The sequence below is a fragment of the Wenzhouxiangella sp. AB-CW3 genome, from assembly GCF_014725735.1.
Taxonomy (GTDB): Bacteria; Pseudomonadota; Gammaproteobacteria; order Xanthomonadales; family Wenzhouxiangellaceae; genus Wenzhouxiangella.
In genome coordinates this window covers 3,303,515-3,323,616 of sequence record NZ_CP061368.1, presented here as the reverse complement: position 1 = coordinate 3,323,616, position 20,102 = coordinate 3,303,515, and the positions used below count along the sequence as shown (strand labels likewise).

Annotated in this window: 18 protein-coding genes; 17 read left to right on the top strand and 1 reads right to left on the bottom strand. The window is 64.9% G+C overall.

What is annotated here, in order from left to right; all coding sequences use genetic code 11:
- The 16 genes from IC757_RS14340 (at position 1) to IC757_RS14265 (ending at position 17,833) form a co-directional block, all read left to right on the top strand.
- Positions 1-477: a hypothetical protein gene (locus IC757_RS14340; protein ID WP_190974968.1), complete on the top strand. Its 477-nt coding sequence runs from the start codon at positions 1-3 to the stop codon at positions 475-477.
- Positions 474-1,751, top strand: a complete 1,278-nt coding sequence (locus IC757_RS14335) for a hypothetical protein (protein WP_190974967.1) — start codon at positions 474-476, stop codon at positions 1,749-1,751. Before IC757_RS14340 ends, IC757_RS14335 begins: the two co-directional genes overlap by 4 nt.
- Positions 1,748-2,290 carry a hypothetical protein gene (locus tag IC757_RS14330; RefSeq protein WP_190974966.1) on the top strand — a complete coding sequence of 181 codons (543 nt, stop codon included), beginning with the start codon at positions 1,748-1,750 and terminating at the stop codon, positions 2,288-2,290. Before IC757_RS14335 ends, IC757_RS14330 begins: the two co-directional genes overlap by 4 nt.
- Positions 2,287-2,940, top strand: coding sequence for a hypothetical protein (locus IC757_RS14325; protein WP_190974965.1), 654 nt, complete (start codon positions 2,287-2,289; stop codon positions 2,938-2,940). Before IC757_RS14330 ends, IC757_RS14325 begins: the two co-directional genes overlap by 4 nt.
- Positions 2,937-3,680, top strand: coding sequence for a type II secretion system protein (locus tag IC757_RS14320; RefSeq protein ID WP_190974964.1), 744 nt, complete (start codon positions 2,937-2,939; stop codon positions 3,678-3,680). Before IC757_RS14325 ends, IC757_RS14320 begins: the two co-directional genes overlap by 4 nt.
- Positions 3,681-3,717: 37 nt before the next feature.
- Positions 3,718-5,388 carry a pilus (MSHA type) biogenesis protein MshL gene (gene mshL, locus IC757_RS14315; RefSeq protein WP_190974963.1) on the top strand — a complete coding sequence of 557 codons (1,671 nt, stop codon included), beginning with the start codon at positions 3,718-3,720 and terminating at the stop codon, positions 5,386-5,388.
- Entirely contained in the window at positions 5,385-6,362 is a 978-nt protein-coding gene (locus IC757_RS14310) for a tetratricopeptide repeat protein (protein ID WP_190974962.1), read from the top strand. The genes mshL and IC757_RS14310 overlap by 4 nt, the downstream gene beginning before the upstream one ends.
- Positions 6,363-6,364: 2 nt before the next feature.
- Positions 6,365-7,765 carry an ExeA family protein gene (locus IC757_RS14305; RefSeq protein ID WP_190974961.1) on the top strand — a complete coding sequence of 467 codons (1,401 nt, stop codon included), beginning with the start codon at positions 6,365-6,367 and terminating at the stop codon, positions 7,763-7,765.
- Positions 7,743-9,482: a GspE/PulE family protein gene (locus IC757_RS14300; protein WP_223846147.1), complete on the top strand. Its 1,740-nt coding sequence runs from the start codon at positions 7,743-7,745 to the stop codon at positions 9,480-9,482. Before IC757_RS14305 ends, IC757_RS14300 begins: the two co-directional genes overlap by 23 nt.
- Positions 9,479-10,750 (top strand): type II secretion system F family protein, encoded by a 1,272-nt coding sequence (locus IC757_RS14295; RefSeq protein ID WP_190974960.1) that lies wholly within the window; start codon positions 9,479-9,481, stop codon positions 10,748-10,750. Before IC757_RS14300 ends, IC757_RS14295 begins: the two co-directional genes overlap by 4 nt.
- 1 nt (position 10,751) lies before the next feature.
- Positions 10,752-13,049: a hypothetical protein gene (locus IC757_RS14290; protein WP_190974959.1), complete on the top strand. Its 2,298-nt coding sequence runs from the start codon at positions 10,752-10,754 to the stop codon at positions 13,047-13,049.
- The gene (locus IC757_RS14285) at positions 13,046-14,236 is read left to right on the top strand and encodes a type II secretion system protein (protein ID WP_190974958.1); all 1,191 of its coding nucleotides are present in this window, start codon (positions 13,046-13,048) and stop codon (positions 14,234-14,236) included. Before IC757_RS14290 ends, IC757_RS14285 begins: the two co-directional genes overlap by 4 nt.
- Positions 14,237-14,262: 26 nt before the next feature.
- Positions 14,263-15,423: a Tfp pilus assembly protein FimT/FimU gene (locus tag IC757_RS14280; protein WP_190974957.1), complete on the top strand. Its 1,161-nt coding sequence runs from the start codon at positions 14,263-14,265 to the stop codon at positions 15,421-15,423.
- 4 nt (positions 15,424-15,427) lie between these two features.
- Positions 15,428-16,135 carry a prepilin-type N-terminal cleavage/methylation domain-containing protein gene (locus IC757_RS14275; protein ID WP_190974956.1) on the top strand — a complete coding sequence of 236 codons (708 nt, stop codon included), beginning with the start codon at positions 15,428-15,430 and terminating at the stop codon, positions 16,133-16,135.
- Positions 16,136-16,173: 38 nt separating this feature from the next.
- Positions 16,174-16,899, top strand: a complete 726-nt coding sequence (locus IC757_RS14270) for an SOS response-associated peptidase (protein ID WP_190974955.1) — start codon at positions 16,174-16,176, stop codon at positions 16,897-16,899.
- Positions 16,900-16,996: 97 nt separating this feature from the next.
- Complete coding sequence (locus IC757_RS14265; RefSeq protein WP_190974954.1) at positions 16,997-17,833, top strand: methylated-DNA--[protein]-cysteine S-methyltransferase; 837 nt, start codon at positions 16,997-16,999, stop codon at positions 17,831-17,833.
- Positions 17,834-17,863: 30 nt separating this feature from the next.
- Here IC757_RS14265 and IC757_RS14260 read toward each other — a convergent pair whose 3' ends face one another.
- Positions 17,864-19,060 carry a globin-coupled sensor protein gene (locus IC757_RS14260; protein WP_190974953.1) on the bottom strand — a complete coding sequence of 399 codons (1,197 nt, stop codon included), beginning with the start codon at positions 19,058-19,060 and terminating at the stop codon, positions 17,864-17,866.
- Positions 19,061-19,138: 78 nt separating this feature from the next.
- On the opposite strand from IC757_RS14260, the gene IC757_RS14255 reads away from it, so the two are divergent.
- Positions 19,139-19,903, top strand: coding sequence for an SDR family NAD(P)-dependent oxidoreductase (locus tag IC757_RS14255; RefSeq protein ID WP_190974952.1), 765 nt, complete (start codon positions 19,139-19,141; stop codon positions 19,901-19,903).
- Positions 19,904-20,102: the final 199 nt, after the last annotated feature.

Sequence of the window (20,102 nt, the reverse complement as noted above, 5' to 3'; positions counted from 1 at the left end):
GTGAGTCGTCCCGTCGTCATTTTGTTGTTCGTCGGCCTGATCGCGGCCCTGGTGGTCAGTGCGTTCTACGCGCGCCACGGCTTTTCCGAGCTCGATCAGTTGCGCGTGGAGTTGCACGCACTGGACCGGGAAGCCGCGGTTCTGGCCGAGCAGCGCGAACAGGTCGAGCGGCGCCGCGAGATAGAGCAGGCGGCGACCGATCTGCTGGACCGGGCCGAGTCCCTGGGCCTGCAGTCGGGTCGCTGGACCGAACGGCGCCTGCGCTATCGCAGTTCGACCATGCCACGACGTGACGTGCTGGCGGCGCTGGACGAGACCGTGCCCGAGGACCGCCGCGCCCTGTTTGTGCCGCGCGCCTGGACGGTCGGTGTGAGCGACCCCGGTTTCAGCCTGTTCAGTGTGCCGTCCCAGCGCGAGCGTGGGCTCAACTTCGAGTTGACCGGCACGCTTTACCTGCAAGTCGAGGAGGATGTATGACGCCGGTTGATGTCGTTCTGGCCGCGGGAGACGCCTGGACCCTGCTGGGGCCCGATGGCGAGACCCGCCAGCTCAAGCCGCGCGAGCGACTGAGCCGCCCGGCCATGGTCGTCATGTCCTTCCCGGGCGCCGTGCTTGGTGAGCTGAGGTTCGAGGGAAAGCCTACATTCGCCCGCGCCATGGTTGAGCGCCATGTGCGCATGGAAGGGTGGATCGAGGGCCCCAGCCATGTCGTCATTCATCGCAATCGCCGGCTTCCCGACGGCGCGCAGGTGCTCTACACCGCCGTTCCGCTGGCTGCCTGGCAGGATGGCATGGAGTGGGCCTCGCGCCAGTCCGATCATTGCATGATCGTGCTGCCCGGACAGTTGCTGGCTGCCGGTGCCGGAGGCAGGGTGCTGCGCCATGGCAGGCACTTGATGGCCTTTGTCGATAGTCCCCGGGGACTTGTCTATGAGGATGTTTTCGCCAGCGGCGATGGTCACGACGATCTGACTGCCGCGGCCACCCGCCTGGGTCGGCAACTGGTCGACCACCCGATGCTTCGCTCCGGCGAAGTGACGCTGGATTGGCTGCCGCTGAGCCGCTCCGGTGTTGATCAGGAGTCTGATCTGGTCGATGCCATGCAGCAGGAAGAAGCGCTGAGCGTCGAGCTCCTGCCCGGCACCTTTGTAGGAGGGCGCAGCGATGCCCCCTTCGATGGTCTGGCCGAGCAATTGAATGCCCAGCCGGCCATGAACCTGGCCAACCCGGTGCCGCAGCGACTGGCCTGGCTGGCCGAGAAGCGCGCGCCCATGGCCATGGCGTTGATCGCGGTGCTGGCACTCGGTCTGCTGGCCGGCGGCTGGCAGGCGCGCCAGGTGGCTGCAGAAACCCAGGGTGAGCTGACCACCCGCCAGGCCGAGATCGATGGTCTGCGCGAGGCCATCGGCAATGGCTCGGCGCCGCCGGACTGGGTCCGGCTGGAGTCGGTGGCCGGCTTTGTTCAGCAATTGGTTCCCGGCAGTCTGTATGCACCGGTTCCGGTGGTGGAACAGATTCGAGCGGCCGTGCCCGAGGGCGTGTCGATTCATCGCATCACGCTCGAAGACGTGCGCGGAGACTACCGCTTGCGCGTCGACGGCCGGGCAAGTGAAAGCGGTCAGAGCGGCACCATCAGTCGCTTTGTCGCGGCCCTGAACGAAGCGGGCTGGGAGGCCCGTTCGCTGGACCCGGCCGGCACCAGTCGGGGCAGTTTTTCCTATCGCTTGATAGCGCGGGAGGATCGGACGTGAGATTCGCATTTCTGACGCTCACCGCCATCGTCGTGTTGCTGCTTGCCGCGGCCGGTCTGGGCGGTTTCTTCGACGGCCAGAGGACCCACATGCCACCGCGCGCCGATTCCGGCTCTGCCGAGGTCTCGGCCCCGGTCAGCAGGGAAGCGCTGGAGGGGCTGGCCGCCAACATCGACAGCATCGCCCGCGAAATCGATACCCAGGCCGTTGCCTCGGTACGGGCCGATGCAGACGACGCGCCGCTGCTTGCGCTGGCGCCACGCGATCTGATCGACGACCGGATTGCCGCGGCGGAACCGGCGCCGGTGCTGCCGGATCGTCGGCTCAGCCTGATCGTGCTCGGATCCGAACCGCGGGCCATGATTGATGGGGCCATGGTCACGGAAGCCTCCAGCCTGGATCGTGGCGGTCGCGTTGAGCGTATCGAAGGCCACCAGGTGGTGATCCAGGAAAGAGAGGGCCGCCAGGTACTGACCCTGTCCCGGGACCGGGTCCGGCGCGGCACCCTGGAGAACTCGAGCGAGCGGGACGGATCATGATCAATCGCCAGGCTGTTCTCGGATTTTTGTTGGGGCTGCTGGTGGTTGGCGCGCTCTGGCTGTGGGTGCAGTACCGCTTTATCGCGCCGGCGCCGATGGATACCCCCGATCTGCCCACGACGCGAACGGAGCAGCCCGCCCCGGCGGATCGGCTGGAGCCGGCCCTTGCTCCTGACCGGGCATTTGATCCGGCAGATGCCGAAGACGTCCCCGGCCCCACCGTGCCGGAACTGTTCGGCGAACGCGAACCCAGGATTCACGAGCCGTCGACCGGTCTGCGCGCCCCGCTGCCCGGCAGCGAAAGCGTCGAGGAGCTGATGGATATCCAGCAGCGCCTGCTGGGACTGTCCCGCGAAGGCCTGGGCGCCGATCCCGACGAGTTGCGGCAGGTACTTGGGCGCCTGCGCGCCACCCTGGGCACCGACGAGGTGGCCGGGGTCAACCTGCAGGATCTCGAAACCACGGTTGATGTGGCCGGGCAGATGCGCTCGCGGGCGCAGGAGTTGTCGCGGCTGGCCGAAGAAAGCGGCGAGGTCGATCACAGCGACCGGATGATGGAGCTTTTCGAGGAAATCAGCGCGCTCCAGTCCGACATGCCGAACCTGATGGATCTCGATCCGCCGGGAATGCCGGACGAGGAATCGCCATGATTCACGGATATTCGGGCGCACACGGGTTCACACTGGTCGAGCTGGCCATCGCCCTGACCGTCATCGGGGTCCTGGCCTGGATCGCGACCGACACCTTCGGCAACCTGAACCCGGTGGCCGATCGCGCAACGGCGCTAGCTCATGGCGAGGAGTTGCGCTCGAGCATGCGCGCCTTTGCATTGGCGCATGGCCGGCTGCCTTGCCCCGACCGTGAAGGTGACGGCCTGGAAAGCCTGGAGCAGGATGCCTGCCCGCCGGAGCTGGAAACCGGCTGGGTCCCTTATGTATCACTGGGCATGTCGCAACCCATTCCCGAGCTCCGGGCCTATTACGGTGTTTTTCGTTCCACCGACTCGCAGGCCGACCTGGCCCGCGCCATCAAGCGTTTGCCCGGCGGTGGCCCGCCCGGCAGCGGCGACCTCGTGCGCGGGCTGATCAATGCCGATCGCCTGGCTACCGATCCGGATCGCATCATTCTGACCGGCAGCGGCGGTGGCGACGGAAATCCGGATTGTGTCAACAACCCGGTGCGCAACGTCGCCTGGTTCGCCGTCAGCCCGCTGACCGATCGCAGTGGCAGCGGACGACGGCTGGATTCCGTGCACGACCAGCCGGGATTTCCGTCCTGCGCGCATGCACCGTCCACACCGCCGGGATACAACCGCGACGATGTCGTGACCGCCGAAACCTTTTCAAGACTCGCTTCCTGGCTGCAGCGCCACGCTGCAACCAGTATTTGACCTTTCAGGGCTCACGCAGAATGCAGGAACCGAATACATGAACCGCATGACTTTTCAGACCGTCACCGTTTCGAGAATGCTGCTGACCATTGCGCTGGTCGCGGTCGCGACTGCATGCGCCACGCCGCGCAGCCTGGACCACCTCGAGCGCACCGAGCCGGATACTGAATCCGCTCCCGCGGTTGCCGAGCGGGCAGCGCAGCATTCCGAGCAACTGGCCCGCACCGTGGACATGCTGCGCGAAAAGATCGAACGGCGCCGTGAGCTCGAGGAAACCGAGCCGGTGGCGCCTGCCTTCGATCCGCTGGAGGCCGAGACCATCACGCTGATGGTCGACGGCGCGGACATCAGTGAGGCGCTGCGTGCCCTGAGCGAGGAGTCCGATCTCAACCTGATCGTCGACCCGGAAGTCTATGCGCTCGGTCAGCGCGCAACCATGTCGCTGGACAACGTCAGCTTGCGCGAGGCGCTGGACCAGATCCTGTCGGTCTACAACGTGCACGGCGAGGTGCGCGGCAACACCCTGCGCGTCCGGCTCTTCGAGGAAAAGACCTACTCGCTGGACTTTCTCAATGCCCAGTCCGATCTGCAACTCAGCGCCGGCGGCAATGTCTTCGGTGCCGGTACCGAAGGCGGAGGCGGCGGCAGCGGCATGACCGGTGGCGGTGGTGGCAGCAGCGCCCTGCGTGGCGACATCACGCTCAATGCCAGCGGCGGCAGCGACACCAACCCCTACGAAGGGGTGCGCAATGCGCTGGCCAATGTGCTGCGGACCAGCGATAGCGATGCAACGGTCATTTCGGTGGACGAGTCGTCCAGTTCGCTTTATCTCAAGGCCCGTCCGTCGGAGGTGGCCACGGTCGACAAGTTCATTCAGCGCCTGCGCAGCGTGATCGGGCGCCAGGTCTTCATCGAGGCCCAGTTGATCGACGTTCGCCTGAGCGATCAGTTCGAGTTCGGCATTGACTGGAACCTTTTGCGCAATCGTTTCGCCGGCACCATCGGTGGTTCGGGCGGCCGCATCGGCGAGGCGGCCGCGAGCCTGCCGCCGGGTGACCAGGGTTTGCCCGAGCGAGGCGTGGTGCTGCCGGAGCGGGCCCTGGGCCGCGAGGGCAGCGGTGGACTGGGCGGGGCCTATCAGTCCGACAACTTCAGCGCCGTGCTCAATGCGCTCGATTCCTTTGGCCATGTCTCGGTGCTGTCGAACCCCAACATCATGGCGCGCAACGGTTCGCCGGCACTGCTCAATGTCGGCACCACGTCGCGCTTCGTGTCCAGTACATCGGTCACCGATACCGGCACCGAAACCACCGCGGGGCGCACCCGCACGGAAGTACAAACCGACTCGGTCTTCTCCGGCGTGATGGTGGCCGTTGTTCCCTACCTGCGCGATGACGGGGTGATCGAGTTGTTGATCCATCCGATGCAGACCGAAGTCGACGAGGGCAGCCTGGCACTGGTTGACGTGGGGGGTGATACCCGCATCTCGCTGCCGCGGGTCAACCTCAAGGGTCTGACCACCACGCTGCAGCTGCGCGATGGCGACATGGCCCTGATCGGTGGGCTGATCGATCAGAGTCATGGCACCAACGACACCGGGGTGCCCGGCGTGTCCCGCATCGGATTGTTCGGCCGCCTGTTCGGACAGCGTCGTGAACAAAGCGAAACCCGTGAACTGGTCATCGCCCTGCGAGTGCACAGTCAATGAGTCTGATTCACCAGGCCCTGCAACGCGTGGAAGCGGATGCCGCGACCGAGCGGCAGGTGTATGCCGCTGCCCGCTCCCGGACAGGTCAAGTCACTCGCCGCACGCTCACGCTCGGCGGGCTGGCAGCCACCGGGCTGGCGCTGCCCATCCTGGTTTCAACCGTTTTCTCCATCAATGCCGACGGTGGCACGGACGGGCAGGAAACGGCCATCACGGAAATCGCCGCGGTTAGCCCCGAACGGCAGGTGTCGGCGATGGTCGAGGAGCCTGCAGCCGAACCAACTGAGCGTTCGAGGCCGGCTTCCGGCCAGCGTCGGTCCGATGATGCTCTTGCCGCCCCGATCGAGGAAGTCGAGCCGATTCAGGTGGCCCGGGCGGTTGATCTCCGGCCGCTTGAGGTGGCCTCGGTCGCAAGCGCCGGAGACCGGGGCGGTGAGCGCAATGGGCAACAGGCACGATCCGCGACAGACGCGGAGGCGTCGACCGGAACAGCGGATAGCGAACCCGAACCGTCGCCGGATTCGAAGTCGGATTCGAAGCCCGCATCCGACCGGGAAACCGGCCCTGAAACCGCGGCCGAGGAGGCCGGTCAGGTCAGTGTGAGCGTGGCCCGCCGAAGTGCGGCGGCGCGCGAGCTGCATTCCGACCTGCTGTCGGCCATCGGCAATCGCGACTGGGAGGCAGCCGAGGAAGCGCTGGCCGAACTGCAGGCGGTATTGCCGCGCGATCACCTCACGCGGCTGCGCGCCGAAGGATGGTTCTACCTGCAAAGCGGCGACCACCGCCGGGCCGTCTCGCCCTACCAGGACATCCTGCGGCGTGTTCCGGATGATGAGCAGGCCTTTGTCAACCTGATTCATGCGCACCTCGCGCTGGACGAGCGTGGCGCGGCCCGCAGATTGCTGGAGCAGGCCGCGCGTCAAGATGTGGACTCGTCCACGCTGCGTTCTCTGTCACGTTCACTGGGGCAGTAACGATGTCGACGATGGCGCCGGATCAGGTTCTCGGGCTGGAGCGTCACCCCTTTCCGGTGACACCCGATGCCAACAGCTATTTCCTGCCCCGGGGACGCGAAGCCGCTCTGGCCGAGCTGGCGCACTGCATCGAGGCCCGGCGCGGCATTCTGCTGGTTACCGGCGAAATCGGACTGGGCAAGACCACGCTGTTGCGCCGGCTGCTGGCCGATTTCGATCCCGACACCCTGGAATATGCGCTGATCTTCAATACCTTCCTGCGCGGCGGCGAGCTGCTGCAGGCCATCTGCAGCGATTTCGGTCTGGATGCAGGCGACTCGGTCAGCGACAACCTGGAAAGGCTCAACCATTTCCTCATCGATCGTGCCGAGGCCGGGCGCACCTGCCTGCTGGTGCTCGATGACGCTCAGAACCTGGATGCCGAAAGCCTGGAGATGATCCGGCTGCTCAGCAACCTGGAGACCGATCAGCACAAGCTGCTGCAGATTCTTCTGTGCGGACAGCCGGAGCTTGATGATCGTCTGTCCGCGCCGAATCTGAGACAGCTGTCGAGTCGTATCGTCTATCGGCTGGACCTGGAGCCGCTGTCGCGCGCGGAGTTGAGCGACTACGTGCGCTTTCGCCTGGATGCGGCCGGCAGCGCGGGCCGGATCGGTATTTCGGCATCGGCGCTGCGCTGCTTGTGGCAATGCAGCAAGGGCAATCCGCGCCGGATTCACCTGTTGCTGGACCGTTGTCTGTATGCACTGATCGGAGCGGCGCAGCAGCATATCAGCGTCGCCATGGTGCGCCAGGCCGCCGGGGAGCTGGAGATGGTGTCCGGCCATCATGCCTGGCGCGCGCCGGCGCTGAGTTTCGCGGCAGCCGCGGTACTGTCCAGCGCACTGGTGTTCGGGCTGGACCCGCAACGTGAAACCGCATCGCAGACCGATACCGTGCCGGCGCCGGTCGTGAAGCCGCTCGATTCAGAATGGCTGGCGGGCCTGGAAGAGACTTCCGCAACGGACACCACACCCCCTTGCCTGGATGAACTGCTGGAGCGCCACGGCGAGGCCGTCGGCCTGTACCCGCAGCCGCCGGCGCTGGATGGCGATGACGGGAGCGAACACCTGTGCCGCTTCGAGAAGGCCGACAGGCACTGGCTGGCGGTCGAGCCGGTACCCGGCGTCGGTGATCGCGGCCATGTGCGCGAGGTTCAGCGCCTGCTGTTCGAGCTCGGCCTGCTCGATGCCGATGGCGTCGACGGCTGGTTTGGTCCGATCACGCGTTCGGCAGTGGAAGCGTTTCAGCAGCAGTCGGGTCTGCCGACACATGGTCGTCCCGATGCCTTGACCTCTGGGCTGTTGCAAGCACTGGCCCGGCATGAAGCGCGCAAGTCAGATGAAACACATTCAGGAGGTTGACGAGATGCTCGATATGCCGGCTCAAGAGCCGATAACCGGATCAGGATCCAATGCCGGTGGTCGCTGGAACCTGGGCACGCTGGCCAGGCAGCAGGGGCTGATCAGCCAGACCGAGCTGGACTATGCCCTGCAGAAGCAGGCCGTGGAAGGCGGTTTGCTTGGCAATCTCCTCGTGGAGCATGGCTTTGCCACGCAGAAGGAAATCGCCCAGTTGCTGGCACGGCAGCGAACCGAAGGCGGCGAGTTCGTCGATGTCGACGATCTGCCCGAGCCGTCCGCCGACGCGATGGCGCCGTTCAACCAGTCGCTATGTCTGAAAAACGGTTTTCTGCCCATCAGTGTGCGCGACGGTCTGGCCACCGTGGCCCTGGGCGATGGCAGCCCCGAGCATGTGCGTGACCTGGTGCAGCGCAGGACCGGGTGGGACATCCGTTTTGTCCAGAGCGACTTTGCCGGCATCAAGCGCGCCATCCGGCAGCACTTCTATTTTGCCGCCAACCCCCAGGAAACGGTGCTGCAGCGCGAGATACGCTTGCTGGAGAACGACCGCGACCGGGTCTACAGCCCTGAAAAGCTGGTCGATCACCTGCTCAACCTGGCGGTACGCGAACGCGCCACCGATATTCATATCGCCCCCGGTGTCGACAGCCGTCACGTGCTGTTTCGCATAGACGGCGTGCTGCGGCCCATGTTCGCGCTTTCTCCGGCGCTTGACCGGGTCACCAGCTTCATCAAGCTGTGCGCGGAAATGGATGTAGCCGAGCAGCGACTGCCGCAGGACGGCAGCTTCAGCCGCGAGGTGATGGATCAGCCTTTCACCATGCGCGTCTCGACCCTGATTGCCGAGCATGGCGAGCGCATGGTCCTGCGCCTGCTGCCCGAACGCAACGCGCTGGACAAGCTGACCGATCTCGGTTTCCTGGCCGAGGACGTGGAAGCGCTTGGCCCCCTGTTCAGTCGCCCCTCGGGGCTGATCCTGTTGACCGGCCCGACCGGCTCGGGCAAGTCGACCACCCTGCACGCGGCGTTGAGAATGCAGGCGCTGGTGGAGCGCAATGTGCTCACGGTCGAGGACCCCGTTGAATACCGGGTCAATTCGGTCTGCCAGACCGAGGTCAATGCCCGCTCCGGCTATACCTTTTCCAATGCACTGCGCTATTTCCTGCGTCATGACCCGGATGTGATCCTGGTCGGCGAGATTCGCGATGCCGAGACCGCCCGCGCGGCCATTGACGCGGCCTCCACCGGCCACCTGGTGCTGTCGACGCTGCACGTGGGCAGCATCTTTGGCGTGGTGCCGCGTTTGAAGATCCTCGGCATGGATACCGAAACCATTGCCGAAAACCTGCTTGGCGTGATCAATCAGCGGCTGGTGCGGCGCATCTGCCCGCACTGCAAGGAATCCGTGCAGCCTACCGATGAGGAGCGGCAATGGCTGGGAGTTGACGACCAGGAACCGGTGCGCATCTGGCGCGGTCGCGGCTGCGATCACTGCCGCGGCAGCGGCTATCACGGTCGCCTGCCGATCTACGAGCAACTTGTCATGGACCGGATCATGGCCGATGCCGTCGCCGACGATGTGACCCGGGGTCAATTGCGCGACCTGGCGGCCCAGCAGGGCATGCGCTCGATTCACGCACTGGCCCGGCGTCAGGTGCTGGCCGGCGAGACCACCGTCGAGGAAATTCACCGGGCTGTGGGGAACGCACCGCAATGAGTCGGCTCAATACTTACTACTACCGCATTCTGAAACCCGATGGCGGAGTGCGTACCGGATTTTATCGGCTGGCCGTGGAGCGGGATTTCTCCGCCCGGGTGCGGCTGGAGCGTGAACAGGACGCCGTGGTACTCAGTCTTTGGCGCCTGCCCCAGGTGTTTACGGGAATACACGCCTTTGTCCGCGGGCTGTTTCAGTCCGATATCCGCCCCGAAGAACTGGCCGGGTTTCTGCGCGACCTGGGCGTGATGTTGCGTGCCGGCATTCCGGCACTGGACGCGCTCAGCACCCTGATTGGCGAAGGAGACACGGCCGGCTCGCGCCGCGTGGCGCGCGTGGCCTCGAGCATGCTCGAGGATCTCGATGCCGGCGTCAGCGTCAGCGAGGCCTTCGAGCGTCGTCCCGACGTCTTTCCCGAAACCGTGCGCAACCTGATCCGCATTGGTGACCAGTCGGGCAATCTGGATCGCATGCTGCTGGAATCGGCCAGCCATGTCGAGCGCATGATCAACGTGCGCCGTGACGTGCGCACCGCGCTGATCTACCCGGTAGTGGTCTTTGCCAGCATCTTCGCGGTGGCATTGTTCTGGATCTACTACGTGCTGCCGGCCATGCAGGACCTGTTCCTGCAACTCAATGCCGAGCTTCCCGCCCTGACCGTCACCGTCATGAACCTGGCCGGGGCGTCCGGTGATCATGTCTGGACCAGTCTGATCGTGGTGGTCATGACCGTGCTCGGCCTGTACTGGCTGTTCAGGCACCATGAACCCAGCCGCTACGTGCTGCACCGTACGCTGCATCGCCTGCCGGTCTCCCGCGTCATTGTCACTTCCGCCGGCATGGCCCAGTTGACCGAGCACCTGGGCATCCTGGTCCGGGGCGGGCTGGACATGGTCTCCAGCCTGGATGTGCTCGGTCGGTCGACGTCGGATCTCTACTATCGCCGGCGACTGCAGGAAGTGCGCGAGTCAGTGATGCGCGGCGAGTCGGTGGCGCGCTCGATGCGGGTGGCCGGCGGCTTTCCCGCCATGGCGGTGCGCATGATCGGCGTCGGCGAGGAGAGCGGCTCGCTCGATGAGCAGTTGACCCACCTGGCCGATGAGTATCGCCGCCGGCTGGAGGTTGTCGTGCGTTCGCTGGCCGAAATCATCAAGCCGGCCGTCATTCTGGTTGCCGGTGCGCTGTTTATCTTCCTGGTGATTGCCCTGCTGATCCCGGTCTACGACCTCATCCAGCAGTCGGTCACCCAGGGGATGGGAGGGGCCTAGCATGAGGGTGCGCACCAGGGAGGCGGGTTTCGGGCTGCTGGCCGTTTTCGTGTTGACCGTTCTGCTCGGGGCCACGCTGCTGGCCGGCTATATCTGGCTGAACAGTCAGCAGGTCAGTCAGCGCGCGGAAGATATTGCCGGTGTCCTGGAACATACCGATCGGGCCTTGCGCGGTTTCGCCCTGACCCAGTACCGCCTGCCGTGTCCGGACACCAGCGGCGATGGCTTCGAGGACTGCGACAGCAATGCTGCGCGGGGGCGCCTGCCGTGGCGCACCCTGAACCTGGAAGACCGGGAGCTCAGGGCCGAGATCGGGCATATGGCCTACCTGGTCGATCGCGAAGGCGCGGACCTGACCGTGGCCGAGAACCGCTTCCAGCCGGGACAACAGGGCACGGCCGAGTACCGCTTCTTCAACAACGGAGAAGACGGCAACGACGAATTCCATGACTATGATTTCGTTACCACGACCGACTTCTGTCTGGGCCTGGAACAGGCGGCAGCCGAACCCGGCGCGCGCGTGGCTGACGAGCTGCAGACACCCGTGGCGTACGCCATCGCCCATCCGGGTGGTCGCGACATGGATGGTTCGGGCAGCCTGTTTGATGGCCTGAATGCCGACGACAGCGGGCTGCTGTTCGAATCCCCGGCCCGCGGCCCCGGCCCGGGCTATGACGACCGGGTGCTGGCGCGCAGTCATGGCAGTCTGGCGACCGGATTCGATTGCCGCGGTCAGATCGTGTCGCTCGATACCCTGTCGCTGGCCTCGGCCACCGTCGATCGGACCAACGATGCCTTTCTCTGGACCACCATCGGTGCCAGCAGTTCGGCGCTGGTGTCGGGTGTCCTGATGGGGGTGCAGATCAAGGGCATCGTCACGGCCGCCGGTCAGATCAGTGCGGCCGTCACCCAGGTCGGCATCGCGGCGGCCGCCCTGGCCAGTGCCATTGCCGGTTGTGTCGTGATTGTCGGCTGTGCGGCAGTGCCCGGGGCCATTGCTTTCCTGGTAGCCGCTATTGCCGCCCTGGTGGCGGCCATCACGGCCATGGTCGCGGCCATTGCCGCGCTGGGTCTGCACGCGGTCGCTTTCGGGCTGCACCTCGGGGTGGCGGTGGCCGCAGGCGTCAACATCGATCAGTTCGACACCGATATCGACCTGTCGGAAGTGCGAGACGACATACAGAGCGGGCTGGATGAAGCGCGCGATGAAATGGACGATGCCGAAAGCGATCTCGACGATGCCGAGTCCGACTTGGCCGATGCGCGTGACGATCATCGCGATGCGCGTCAGGCGATGTTCGATGCGGCTCGGGCTCTGATCGATGAGCGCAATGACCGCAATGAGGTGGGCGGCAACCTGTCAAGAAGCCACCTTGATGGCGTGATCAATCAGTTCATTGATCGTTCCGAGACGGTTGAATCGCGGCGCCTGGAGCTCGAGCGCGCGCTCAGCCGCCTGGAGCAGGCAGAGGAAAACCGTGACGGCTTTGATGGCGGCAGCGCGCCCGAGCCGCCCCAGGAGGCCATCGACGAGCTCGATGACTTGATTGCCGAGGCCGAGGATGCCCTGGCCCAGACCGATGACGAGGATGAACAACTGCGGCTGCAAACGGAAATCGACGCCCTGCGTGATGCCAGGGATGACCTGGCCGACGGCTTTGGTGCCGGCGATCAGGACGAAGCCGGTTCAACGGCCGAGTTCGAGGCCGCCATGGCCCAGATCCGTGACCAGATCAACGACCTCGAGGCTCAGCTTGACGAAAACGATCTGAGCCCGGAGCGCGAAGCCGAGCTGCGTGAGCAGATCGAGGAGTTGGAAGACACCGAGCAGGAACTGGCGCGCCAGTTCAGTGAAATCGATACCGACGTGGCCGCTCGCCAGAGCGAGGTCAACACGGCCGAGTCGCGACTCGACACCGCGCTTGATCGACGCGCTTCGGCCTATGACCTCGTGGTCAGCCGCTTCCGACTCAGCTACCGCACGGAAGACTGCGAGGAGGACGACGACGGGAACGAGCAGTGCACCACCGAGACCGGCCACGTCGAAGCGCGATTTCTCATCCGTCTACTCATGGACGCCTATATCGAGGTGCTGGAAGAGTTCCGAACCGCCGAGGAGAATCGTGAAGATGCCCGGCGCAACTACGAGGATTCGGTCACCAGCGTCGAACAGCTCGAAGATGCGCTCGAGACCTTTGACGGGCCGGATGTTGATGTCGAGGACCAGGACGCCCTCAATATCTTCAGCGGCGACATGGAAATCCTGGAAGAGGCCACCGGCCGCGGAGGCACGCGATGAAGGTATGGCGTGGTTTCTCGCTGGTCGAGCTGGCCGTGGTGCTCCTGATCGTTGGCATACTCGGAGCGCTGCTGCTGCGCTACCAGCCCCTGATACAGGAGCTGACGGACCCGGCCACGGTGGGGTTGAGCGAGCTCAACGAGATGCGTGAGCAGGTCGAGGGGTTTGCCCTGCTGCGTGGTCGCATGCCCTGTCCCGATAGCTCGGGCAATGGTGAAGAGAACTGTTCGGGCGGACAGGACCGCGGGCGCATTCCGTGGAAAACGCTGGGGATGGACGCCCCATCGGCGCCGGTGGCCTATGGTGTCACGCGGATTGCGCGCGACAATGCCAGCATCGATGCCGACCTGGCCGCGCTCAGGCCACGGTTCTCGCCAACGCTGCCGCCGGAGGTCAGTGTCGGAGTCCAGCCCGAAGGACTGGATCTCTGTGTTGGAATCGAGAATGCCAACGGGCTGACCGGGACGGTCGTGGCCGATGATGTCGAGCCCGTACCGGTGGCCTACGCGCTGGAATCGCTGCCGGTGGGCGCCGAACCGGATGCTGCCTTCCAGTTCGGGTTGCCGGGGCGGGCGAATGCCGCGGACGGCGAGGTGTTGGCGGTTGGCTTCCACGAACTGTCTGGCCGACTGGGGTGCACGGCCCGGCTGGCCCAGACCCGCTCGGCGCTGGCCGGCATGCGTGCCGCCTACGACGTCGACCGGGTGGGTCAGATGCTGGTGGCATTCAATGCTTTCGATTTCCGTTCGCGTGACGCCGAGGTGGTCTTTGCCGCCACGCGCCTGGCCCTGGCCGGTGCCGGCCTGGCCGGCGCCATCGGCAAGGTGGCCACCAGCCTGTCGTTTACCGCCAACACCGTCGGTATCGGTACGGCTGATGTGGTCGCTGCGGTATTTGTCGTTGGTGGTGCCGCAGCCCTGGTCGGCACGACGACGGTGCAGGTCGTGCTGGCGGTGATCAACCGGGACGAGTCGATTCAGCGAATCTGCGATGCCGCTGGTGAGGGCTGGGAACCCGGTTTTGCCCTGCCCGGGGCCGAGGTCGAGGAGATTCCTTCCGGCAGCAGCGGCTTCTGCGGCGACCACGTGCCGGAGGGTTTCGAAGGTCATCGTGGTACCACGCTGGCCGAGTTCGGCCGCATGCTTGAGGAGGTCGAGCGTGAGTATGGTCGCGGGCTGATTCGTTGAGGTGAATGATGAGCCATGAGGTAGAGATGGGCCGAAGAAGTCTGAGACAGGACGGGATGAGTCTGGTGGAGCTGGCCATCGCCATGAGCGTGGTCGGCCTGCTCATCGTGGGGGTGCTGACCTGGCTGGTGTTTGCCCAGAACCAGCGCATCGCCCAGGCAGAACGCGAACTGATGGTGCGGGCCGAGATTGCCCTGGTCGATTTCGTTTATCAGAACCATCGCCTGCCGCGTCCGGCAGCCGGGCTGGAGGGTCATGAGGTCGGCCCCGGCAGCGATCTCCAGAAAGGCCAATTGCCCTGGCGCACGCTCGGCCTGGCCGATGCCGCGGCCGGTCAGCTGCGTTACGGGGTTTATCGTCAGCCCAACGAGGCACTGCCGGCCGTCGATCGCGATCTGGCGGTCGCCCGCGATCGTTTCATTCCGCTGCAGGCTGGCGAGCTCAGTGATTTCTCCGTGCCTACCGGTTCCTCGACCCTGGTCGATTTCTGTTACGCGCTCGACCTGGTCGATCGTATGCGCGATGGCGTGGAGACCGACTTCCTGCATACCGACAACGGTAACGGCCAGAGGCAGCAAATCGCCTATGCACTGGCCGCTCCGGGGCGTGCATTGCGCCCGGATTTTGATGGCAGCCAGCCGTCCCCCGCCCCCGTATTCGACCCGCCATCTCGCCGTACCGGACCGACCTACAGCGACCAGGTGGCCGTGGCCAGTTTCGCCGCCCTTTCGGCCCACTTAGACTGCGAACGCGGCCTGAGCGCCATCGGCCACACCCACTTCAATGCCGCGGCCAGCGCGCGCATGATGGAGCGGGCCATGGCCGACTACTACACGCTCAAGATCCTGACCGCGGTCAGCGCTTCGGCCGGCGTGGCGTCTGGTGTGGCCACCGTGGCGACATCGGCCGCCGGAATCGTCCAGGCCGGGGCCAACCTGGCACAGGCCATTGCCACGGCCATCGGTACGGTGGGCGGTGCGTCGGGCCTGATTGCCATCGCCGTGGCCGATATTGTTACCAACACGGCCGTGACCGTCGTGGCCGCTGCCTCGCTGGCCCTGGCGATCACGAACCTGGTGGTGCAGGGCATCCTGGCATCAGCGGCCGGAGACCTGGCCTCGGATTTCGAAGTGGTCGCCGATGCCATCGAAGCCAGCGCCGTGACCGCCGATGAGAGAGGTTACTGATTCCATGAAAGCCGCAGACAGAGCATTGAGAAAGTCGGCCGGAGTGCAGGACGGTTTTACCCTGCTCGAGCTGGCCGTGGTGCTGGTCGTCATCGGCCTGATCATCGGTGCCGTGACCATCGGCCGCGATCTCCAGCGCAACGCCTCCTACCAGCAGGTTTCGGCCAGTTTCGTGCAGGCCTGGCGGGTGGCCTACGATGCCTATGTCGACGGGCAGGGGATCGTCCCCGGTGATGACCCCTCGAGTCCCACGGGCCAGGTCAACCAGGGTGAGCGGCTGTGTGGCGATGAACTCATGAACGCGTTCCTGGCCGCGGGCATCAGCCTGCCGGCCGGTCGGGCCGAAGGCCAGCATGATCGGTATGTCTACCACGATTCCAACGGCAATCCGCAGCAGGTGCGGGTGTGCTTCGAGCATGTCGACTGGGCCGAGCCCGGCTCGTCGCTGGGCGAGTATCAACTTGGAGCTCGCAATGTCATGCGCCTGGAAGGGCTGACTCCGGCGCTGGCCGAACTGATCGACCGGCAGGTCGATGGCCGGGTCAATGCACGATTCGGGAGTTTCCGCGAATCGGGCCTGGCCGATTCGCTGGATCCGGACGACTCCGAGCAATGGAGTCTGGATGAGCGTGACGGCACCAGTGGCAGCAATGTTGGCGGCAACGAGTACCAGGTGGCCGTGCTGACGGCTTACTTCGCCATGCCGCGCTGATCGCCGACCCCGGGGCGCGATCGCTTAGAATCGTGATCATGTGCGGTCGCGGTGGACACGAGTTTTCCTGGGAACAGGTCTACCAGTACCTGAACATTCCCGGTCAGCCGCCCGCCGGTCAGTTTCGGCGCCTGAATGTCGCCCCTTCGACCCGGCGCGGCCAGGAGGTGCAGTGGACGGAGTTGCCCGCGGTCATTGAAGATGCGGAAGACGGGCGCCGGATGGTGCGCATGGTCTGGCCGCTGGTGCCCGGCTGGCTGAAAGGGCAGTTGCCGAAGTTCTCCACGGCCAACTGCCGATCCGAGGCCGGTGTGCCGTTTTCCACCACGGTTGCCGGCAAGCCCGCCTTTCGCACGGCCTGGAAGCGACATCAGCGCTGCCTGGTGCCGTTTTCCTGGTTCTATGAATGGGACCAGCGCAGCCGCCCGCGCCAGCCCTGGCGCGTAATGCCCGTGTCCGCTCCCATGCTGGTGTTTGCCGGCTTGTGGGACGAAAGCAGTCCGCCCGGCGGTTCCTCTTTCCGGTCGTTTACGTTGGTGACCACCGAACCCAACGATCTGCTTCGCGATATCGGTCATCATCGCGCCCCCGTGTTGCTGGCGCCGGAGCAGTGGTCGGCGTGGCTGACCGGGACCGCGGAGCAGGCCGAGCAACTGCTGGCACCGCCACCGGAAGGGAGCCTGCGTGCCCACCGGGTCACGACCCGGGTCAACAATCCCGGCTACCAGGGCGAGGAACTGCTCGCTGACGCCGATTCGGAGTAGCCGATGGCCAGAGCAGGAATCGGGTTGTCTGCGCAATCGCGAACAATCACCATGCGGTTGACGGTTTGGTCCGGAATATTGTCATGAATGACTATCCATGAATGACTATCAGCGAATCGAAAGCGCGATTGCCTTTATCGACAACGGGTTTCGCCGGCAGCCGTCGGTGGCCGAAGTGGCGGCACATGTCGGCCTGTCTGTATCGCAGTTCCACCGCGTTTTCCGGCGCTGGGCCGGCATCACGCCGCAGCAGTTTCTGGCCTATGTCACCGCCTCGCATGCGCGCCGCTTGCTGGCCGAGTCAACTAGTGTGCTCGAGTCGGCCTGGGCTTCGGGGCTTTCGGGCAGCGGGCGACTGCACGACCTGTTCGTCCGCCTCGATGGCGTCACCCCGGGAGACATTGGTCGCCAGGGCCGTGGACTGATCCTGCGCCACGGCGTGCACGACAGCCCGTTCGGAGACTGCTTTCTGGCCATCAGCCAGCGCGGTGTCTGCGCGCTTGGTTTTCCGGGCGAAGAGGGACCGGACGCCGACCTGGCCGCGCTCGAAGCGCAATGGCCCGAGGCCTCCCTGGTGCATGACAAGGATGCCACGGCCCGGGTGCTGGCAGACATCATGGCCGGCCTGGCGGGTCGAAATCCTTCACGACTGCGCCTGGCAGTCAGGGGTACCAACTTTCAGATCCGCATCTGGGAGGCGTTGTTGCGCATACCGCCCGGTCAGGTGGTCAGCTATGGTCAGCTGGCGGCCGCGACCGGATGCCCGGGTGCGGCGCGGGCGGTGGGCAGCGCGGTCGCGGCCAACCCGGTGCCCCTGCTGATCCCCTGCCATCGCGTCATTCGCGGAACCGGGGCCTTCGGTCAGTACAGCGGCGGTGTGCTACGCAAGCGCGCCATACTGGCCTGGGAAGCCGCACACTGCGTCGATCGATGATTCACCTGTGCAGGCCGCCGTGGCCGACGGTCATGAATGGCGAATCAGGGTTTCGGCTTCCTGCTGCAGCCGCGACTTGGTGCTCGAGGACTTCTCGAATACGGTGCGGATGAATCCGTCGACTTCCTGCATGGCCTCGCTCTGTTCACGCACCGCCGAGGAAATATGCGTATTGATGCCTTCCAGGTTGCTGATGTCTCCGGCCACGCTGGCGACATCCTGCGAGATCGACGTGATCTTGTCCTGGATGCCCTGAATTTCGCGGCCGATATCCGCGACCGACTGATGGGTCTGGCTGGCCAGCTTCCTGACCTCGCCGGCAACCACGCCGAAACCCCGACCGTGTTCTCCAGCCCGGGCCGACTCCACGGCCGCATTGAGCGACAGCAGGTTGGTCTTCTCGGATACCTCCTTGATGATGCCGAGAATGTCGCCGATCTTGTCCGAAGCGTTCTTCAGCTCCTGGGTCAGTGCGTTGACTTCTTCCATCCGGCGCGACACGGTGTTGGTGTTTTGCCGCGCTTCGTCGACGCGCTCGCTGATCTCGCGCACGCTGGAATTGACCTGTGTGGCCGAGCTGGCCGTCTTTTCCAGGTCGGAATTGATCTCTTCGATGAAGATCGAAGAGGCGGACAGAACTTCCGACATCCGGTTCGACTTCTTCTGGTAGGCCGTGATCGACATGGCCATATCATAGGTGAACAGGCGAATCAGCAGCTCGATGTCTTCGTGAGACAGCGCATAGCGGTTCCGGCGCAGTTTGCCGCCGCGGCGTGGCTTCAGACCGATCAGTTCGCGGATGATCATCGAGTAACCGACGATGAAGTAGGCCGGATTCAGACCGATGCGTTCATGCGCATCCCCCACACGCTCAACCCGCTGCCGGTATGCTTCCGTTGCTCCCGATTCCAGGGTGCTCATCCAGTGGTTCTTCTGCACCCGTTTGAGCCGATCGATCGAAGCTCCCTGCAGGTAGGCGGCCAGGGCCGGCTCGCGGGAGATGCGTTCATAGAAGTGATCGATGACATCGTCAAGAAACGGGCCGATGCGGCCCCGGATCTGCCGCAGCCGCTGCGTGGTGTCGGGGTGGTCGAGGTCGAACAGGGTAAGCAGTTGTTCCATTGGGCTCTGGCTCGGAGTGGGTCGAATCGGGCAAGCGTGTTCCGGTGCCTGCAGCGCGAGAGTCGTGGCGCGCGACCCGACCAACTTCGATATGCTTGCAGTCATGCTGGAAACTCCAGACCATATTAGAATACTCTGACATATCAATCAAGCAGTGCCGTAAACCCGGAGCGGGAGACAGTGATGAGCAGTTTGCAAGGCAAGGTGATTGTGCTGACCGGCGGTGCCGGCGGCATAGGCGAGGCAACCGCGCGCATGGCCCGCGAACAGGGTGCGAGCGTGGTCATTACCGATCTGGAGGCAGCGCCGGTGGAAGCGCTTGCGGATTCGCTGGGTGATCGCGCGATTGGTCTGGCCGTCGACGTGAGCAAGCGCGAAGACAATCGCCGCATGGTGGCAGCCGCGGTGGAGCAATTCGGGCGTCTGGATGCGGTGTTTCTCAATGCCGGTATCGAGGGCGAGGTGGGGCCGTTCGACAGCCGCAGCGACCAGGCCTGGGAGAAGGTCTTTGCCGTCAATGTCGATGGCGTGCGCTTCGGGGTCGAGGAAGCCCTGCCGGCGCTACGCAACAGCGGCGGTGGCAGCATCGTGATCACCTCCAGCGTGGCCGGGCTGCGCGGCGCCGCCGGCCTGTCGCCCTATGTCAGCAGCAAGCACGCTGTCATGGGCATGATGCGCTGCCTGGCCGCGGAACTCGGGCCGGAAGGCATTCGCGTCAACACGCTCAACCCCGGCCCGGTCGACAACCGCATGATGCGCTCGATCGAGGATCAGTCCAGCCCGGGCCACGGCGAGGAAGTACACAAGGCTTTTTCCGCCCGCATCCCGCTGGGGCGCTATGTCACCAACGATGAATGCGCGGCCATGGCCGTATTCCTGTTCTCCGACGCCTCCGGCGGTTGCAACGGCAACAGCTACCTGGTCGACGGCGGTTACTGCGCGCACTAGGGAGCCTCTGAATAACTCAGGAATTCGCGTGATGATCGCGCAGAACACAGTGGGCGTGGCTGTTGTGGCCCGCGGGCAGCCAGCCGGTGCTGCGCATCATTGGGTCATCTGCTAGACTTCTGAGAATAATCCACAGAGGGTCACGACACCGGCTCGCCAGCGCTGCGAGTCTCGCTTCCATTTCGGGAATGGGGATTCC

Excerpts from the sequence above, each read along its gene's own strand:
- IC757_RS14275 (WP_190974956.1), top strand. The coding sequence starts at position 15,428 with ATGAAAGCCGCAGACAGAGCATTGAGAAAGTCGGCCGGAGTGCAGGAC.
- IC757_RS14280 (WP_190974957.1), top strand. The coding sequence starts at position 14,263 with ATGGGCCGAAGAAGTCTGAGACAGGACGGGATGAGTCTGGTGGAGCTG.
- IC757_RS14325 (WP_190974965.1), top strand. The coding sequence starts at position 2,287 with ATGATCAATCGCCAGGCTGTTCTCGGATTTTTGTTGGGGCTGCTGGTG.
- IC757_RS14270 (WP_190974955.1), top strand. The coding sequence starts at position 16,174 with ATGTGCGGTCGCGGTGGACACGAGTTTTCCTGGGAACAGGTCTACCAG.
- IC757_RS14290 (WP_190974959.1), top strand. The coding sequence starts at position 10,752 with ATGAGGGTGCGCACCAGGGAGGCGGGTTTCGGGCTGCTGGCCGTTTTC.
- IC757_RS14320 (WP_190974964.1), top strand. The coding sequence starts at position 2,937 with ATGATTCACGGATATTCGGGCGCACACGGGTTCACACTGGTCGAGCTG.
- IC757_RS14265 (WP_190974954.1), top strand. The coding sequence starts at position 16,997 with ATGAATGACTATCAGCGAATCGAAAGCGCGATTGCCTTTATCGACAAC.
- IC757_RS14300 (WP_223846147.1), top strand. The coding sequence starts at position 7,743 with ATGAAACACATTCAGGAGGTTGACGAGATGCTCGATATGCCGGCTCAA.
- IC757_RS14305 (WP_190974961.1), top strand. The coding sequence starts at position 6,365 with ATGTCGACGATGGCGCCGGATCAGGTTCTCGGGCTGGAGCGTCACCCC.
- IC757_RS14335 (WP_190974967.1), top strand. The coding sequence starts at position 474 with ATGACGCCGGTTGATGTCGTTCTGGCCGCGGGAGACGCCTGGACCCTG.
- IC757_RS14295 (WP_190974960.1), top strand. The coding sequence starts at position 9,479 with ATGAGTCGGCTCAATACTTACTACTACCGCATTCTGAAACCCGATGGC.
- IC757_RS14255 (WP_190974952.1), top strand. The coding sequence starts at position 19,139 with ATGAGCAGTTTGCAAGGCAAGGTGATTGTGCTGACCGGCGGTGCCGGC.
- IC757_RS14260 (WP_190974953.1), bottom strand. The coding sequence starts at position 19,060 with ATGACTGCAAGCATATCGAAGTTGGTCGGGTCGCGCGCCACGACTCTC.
- mshL (WP_190974963.1), top strand. The coding sequence starts at position 3,718 with ATGAACCGCATGACTTTTCAGACCGTCACCGTTTCGAGAATGCTGCTG.
- IC757_RS14310 (WP_190974962.1), top strand. The coding sequence starts at position 5,385 with ATGAGTCTGATTCACCAGGCCCTGCAACGCGTGGAAGCGGATGCCGCG.
- IC757_RS14285 (WP_190974958.1), top strand. The coding sequence starts at position 13,046 with ATGAAGGTATGGCGTGGTTTCTCGCTGGTCGAGCTGGCCGTGGTGCTC.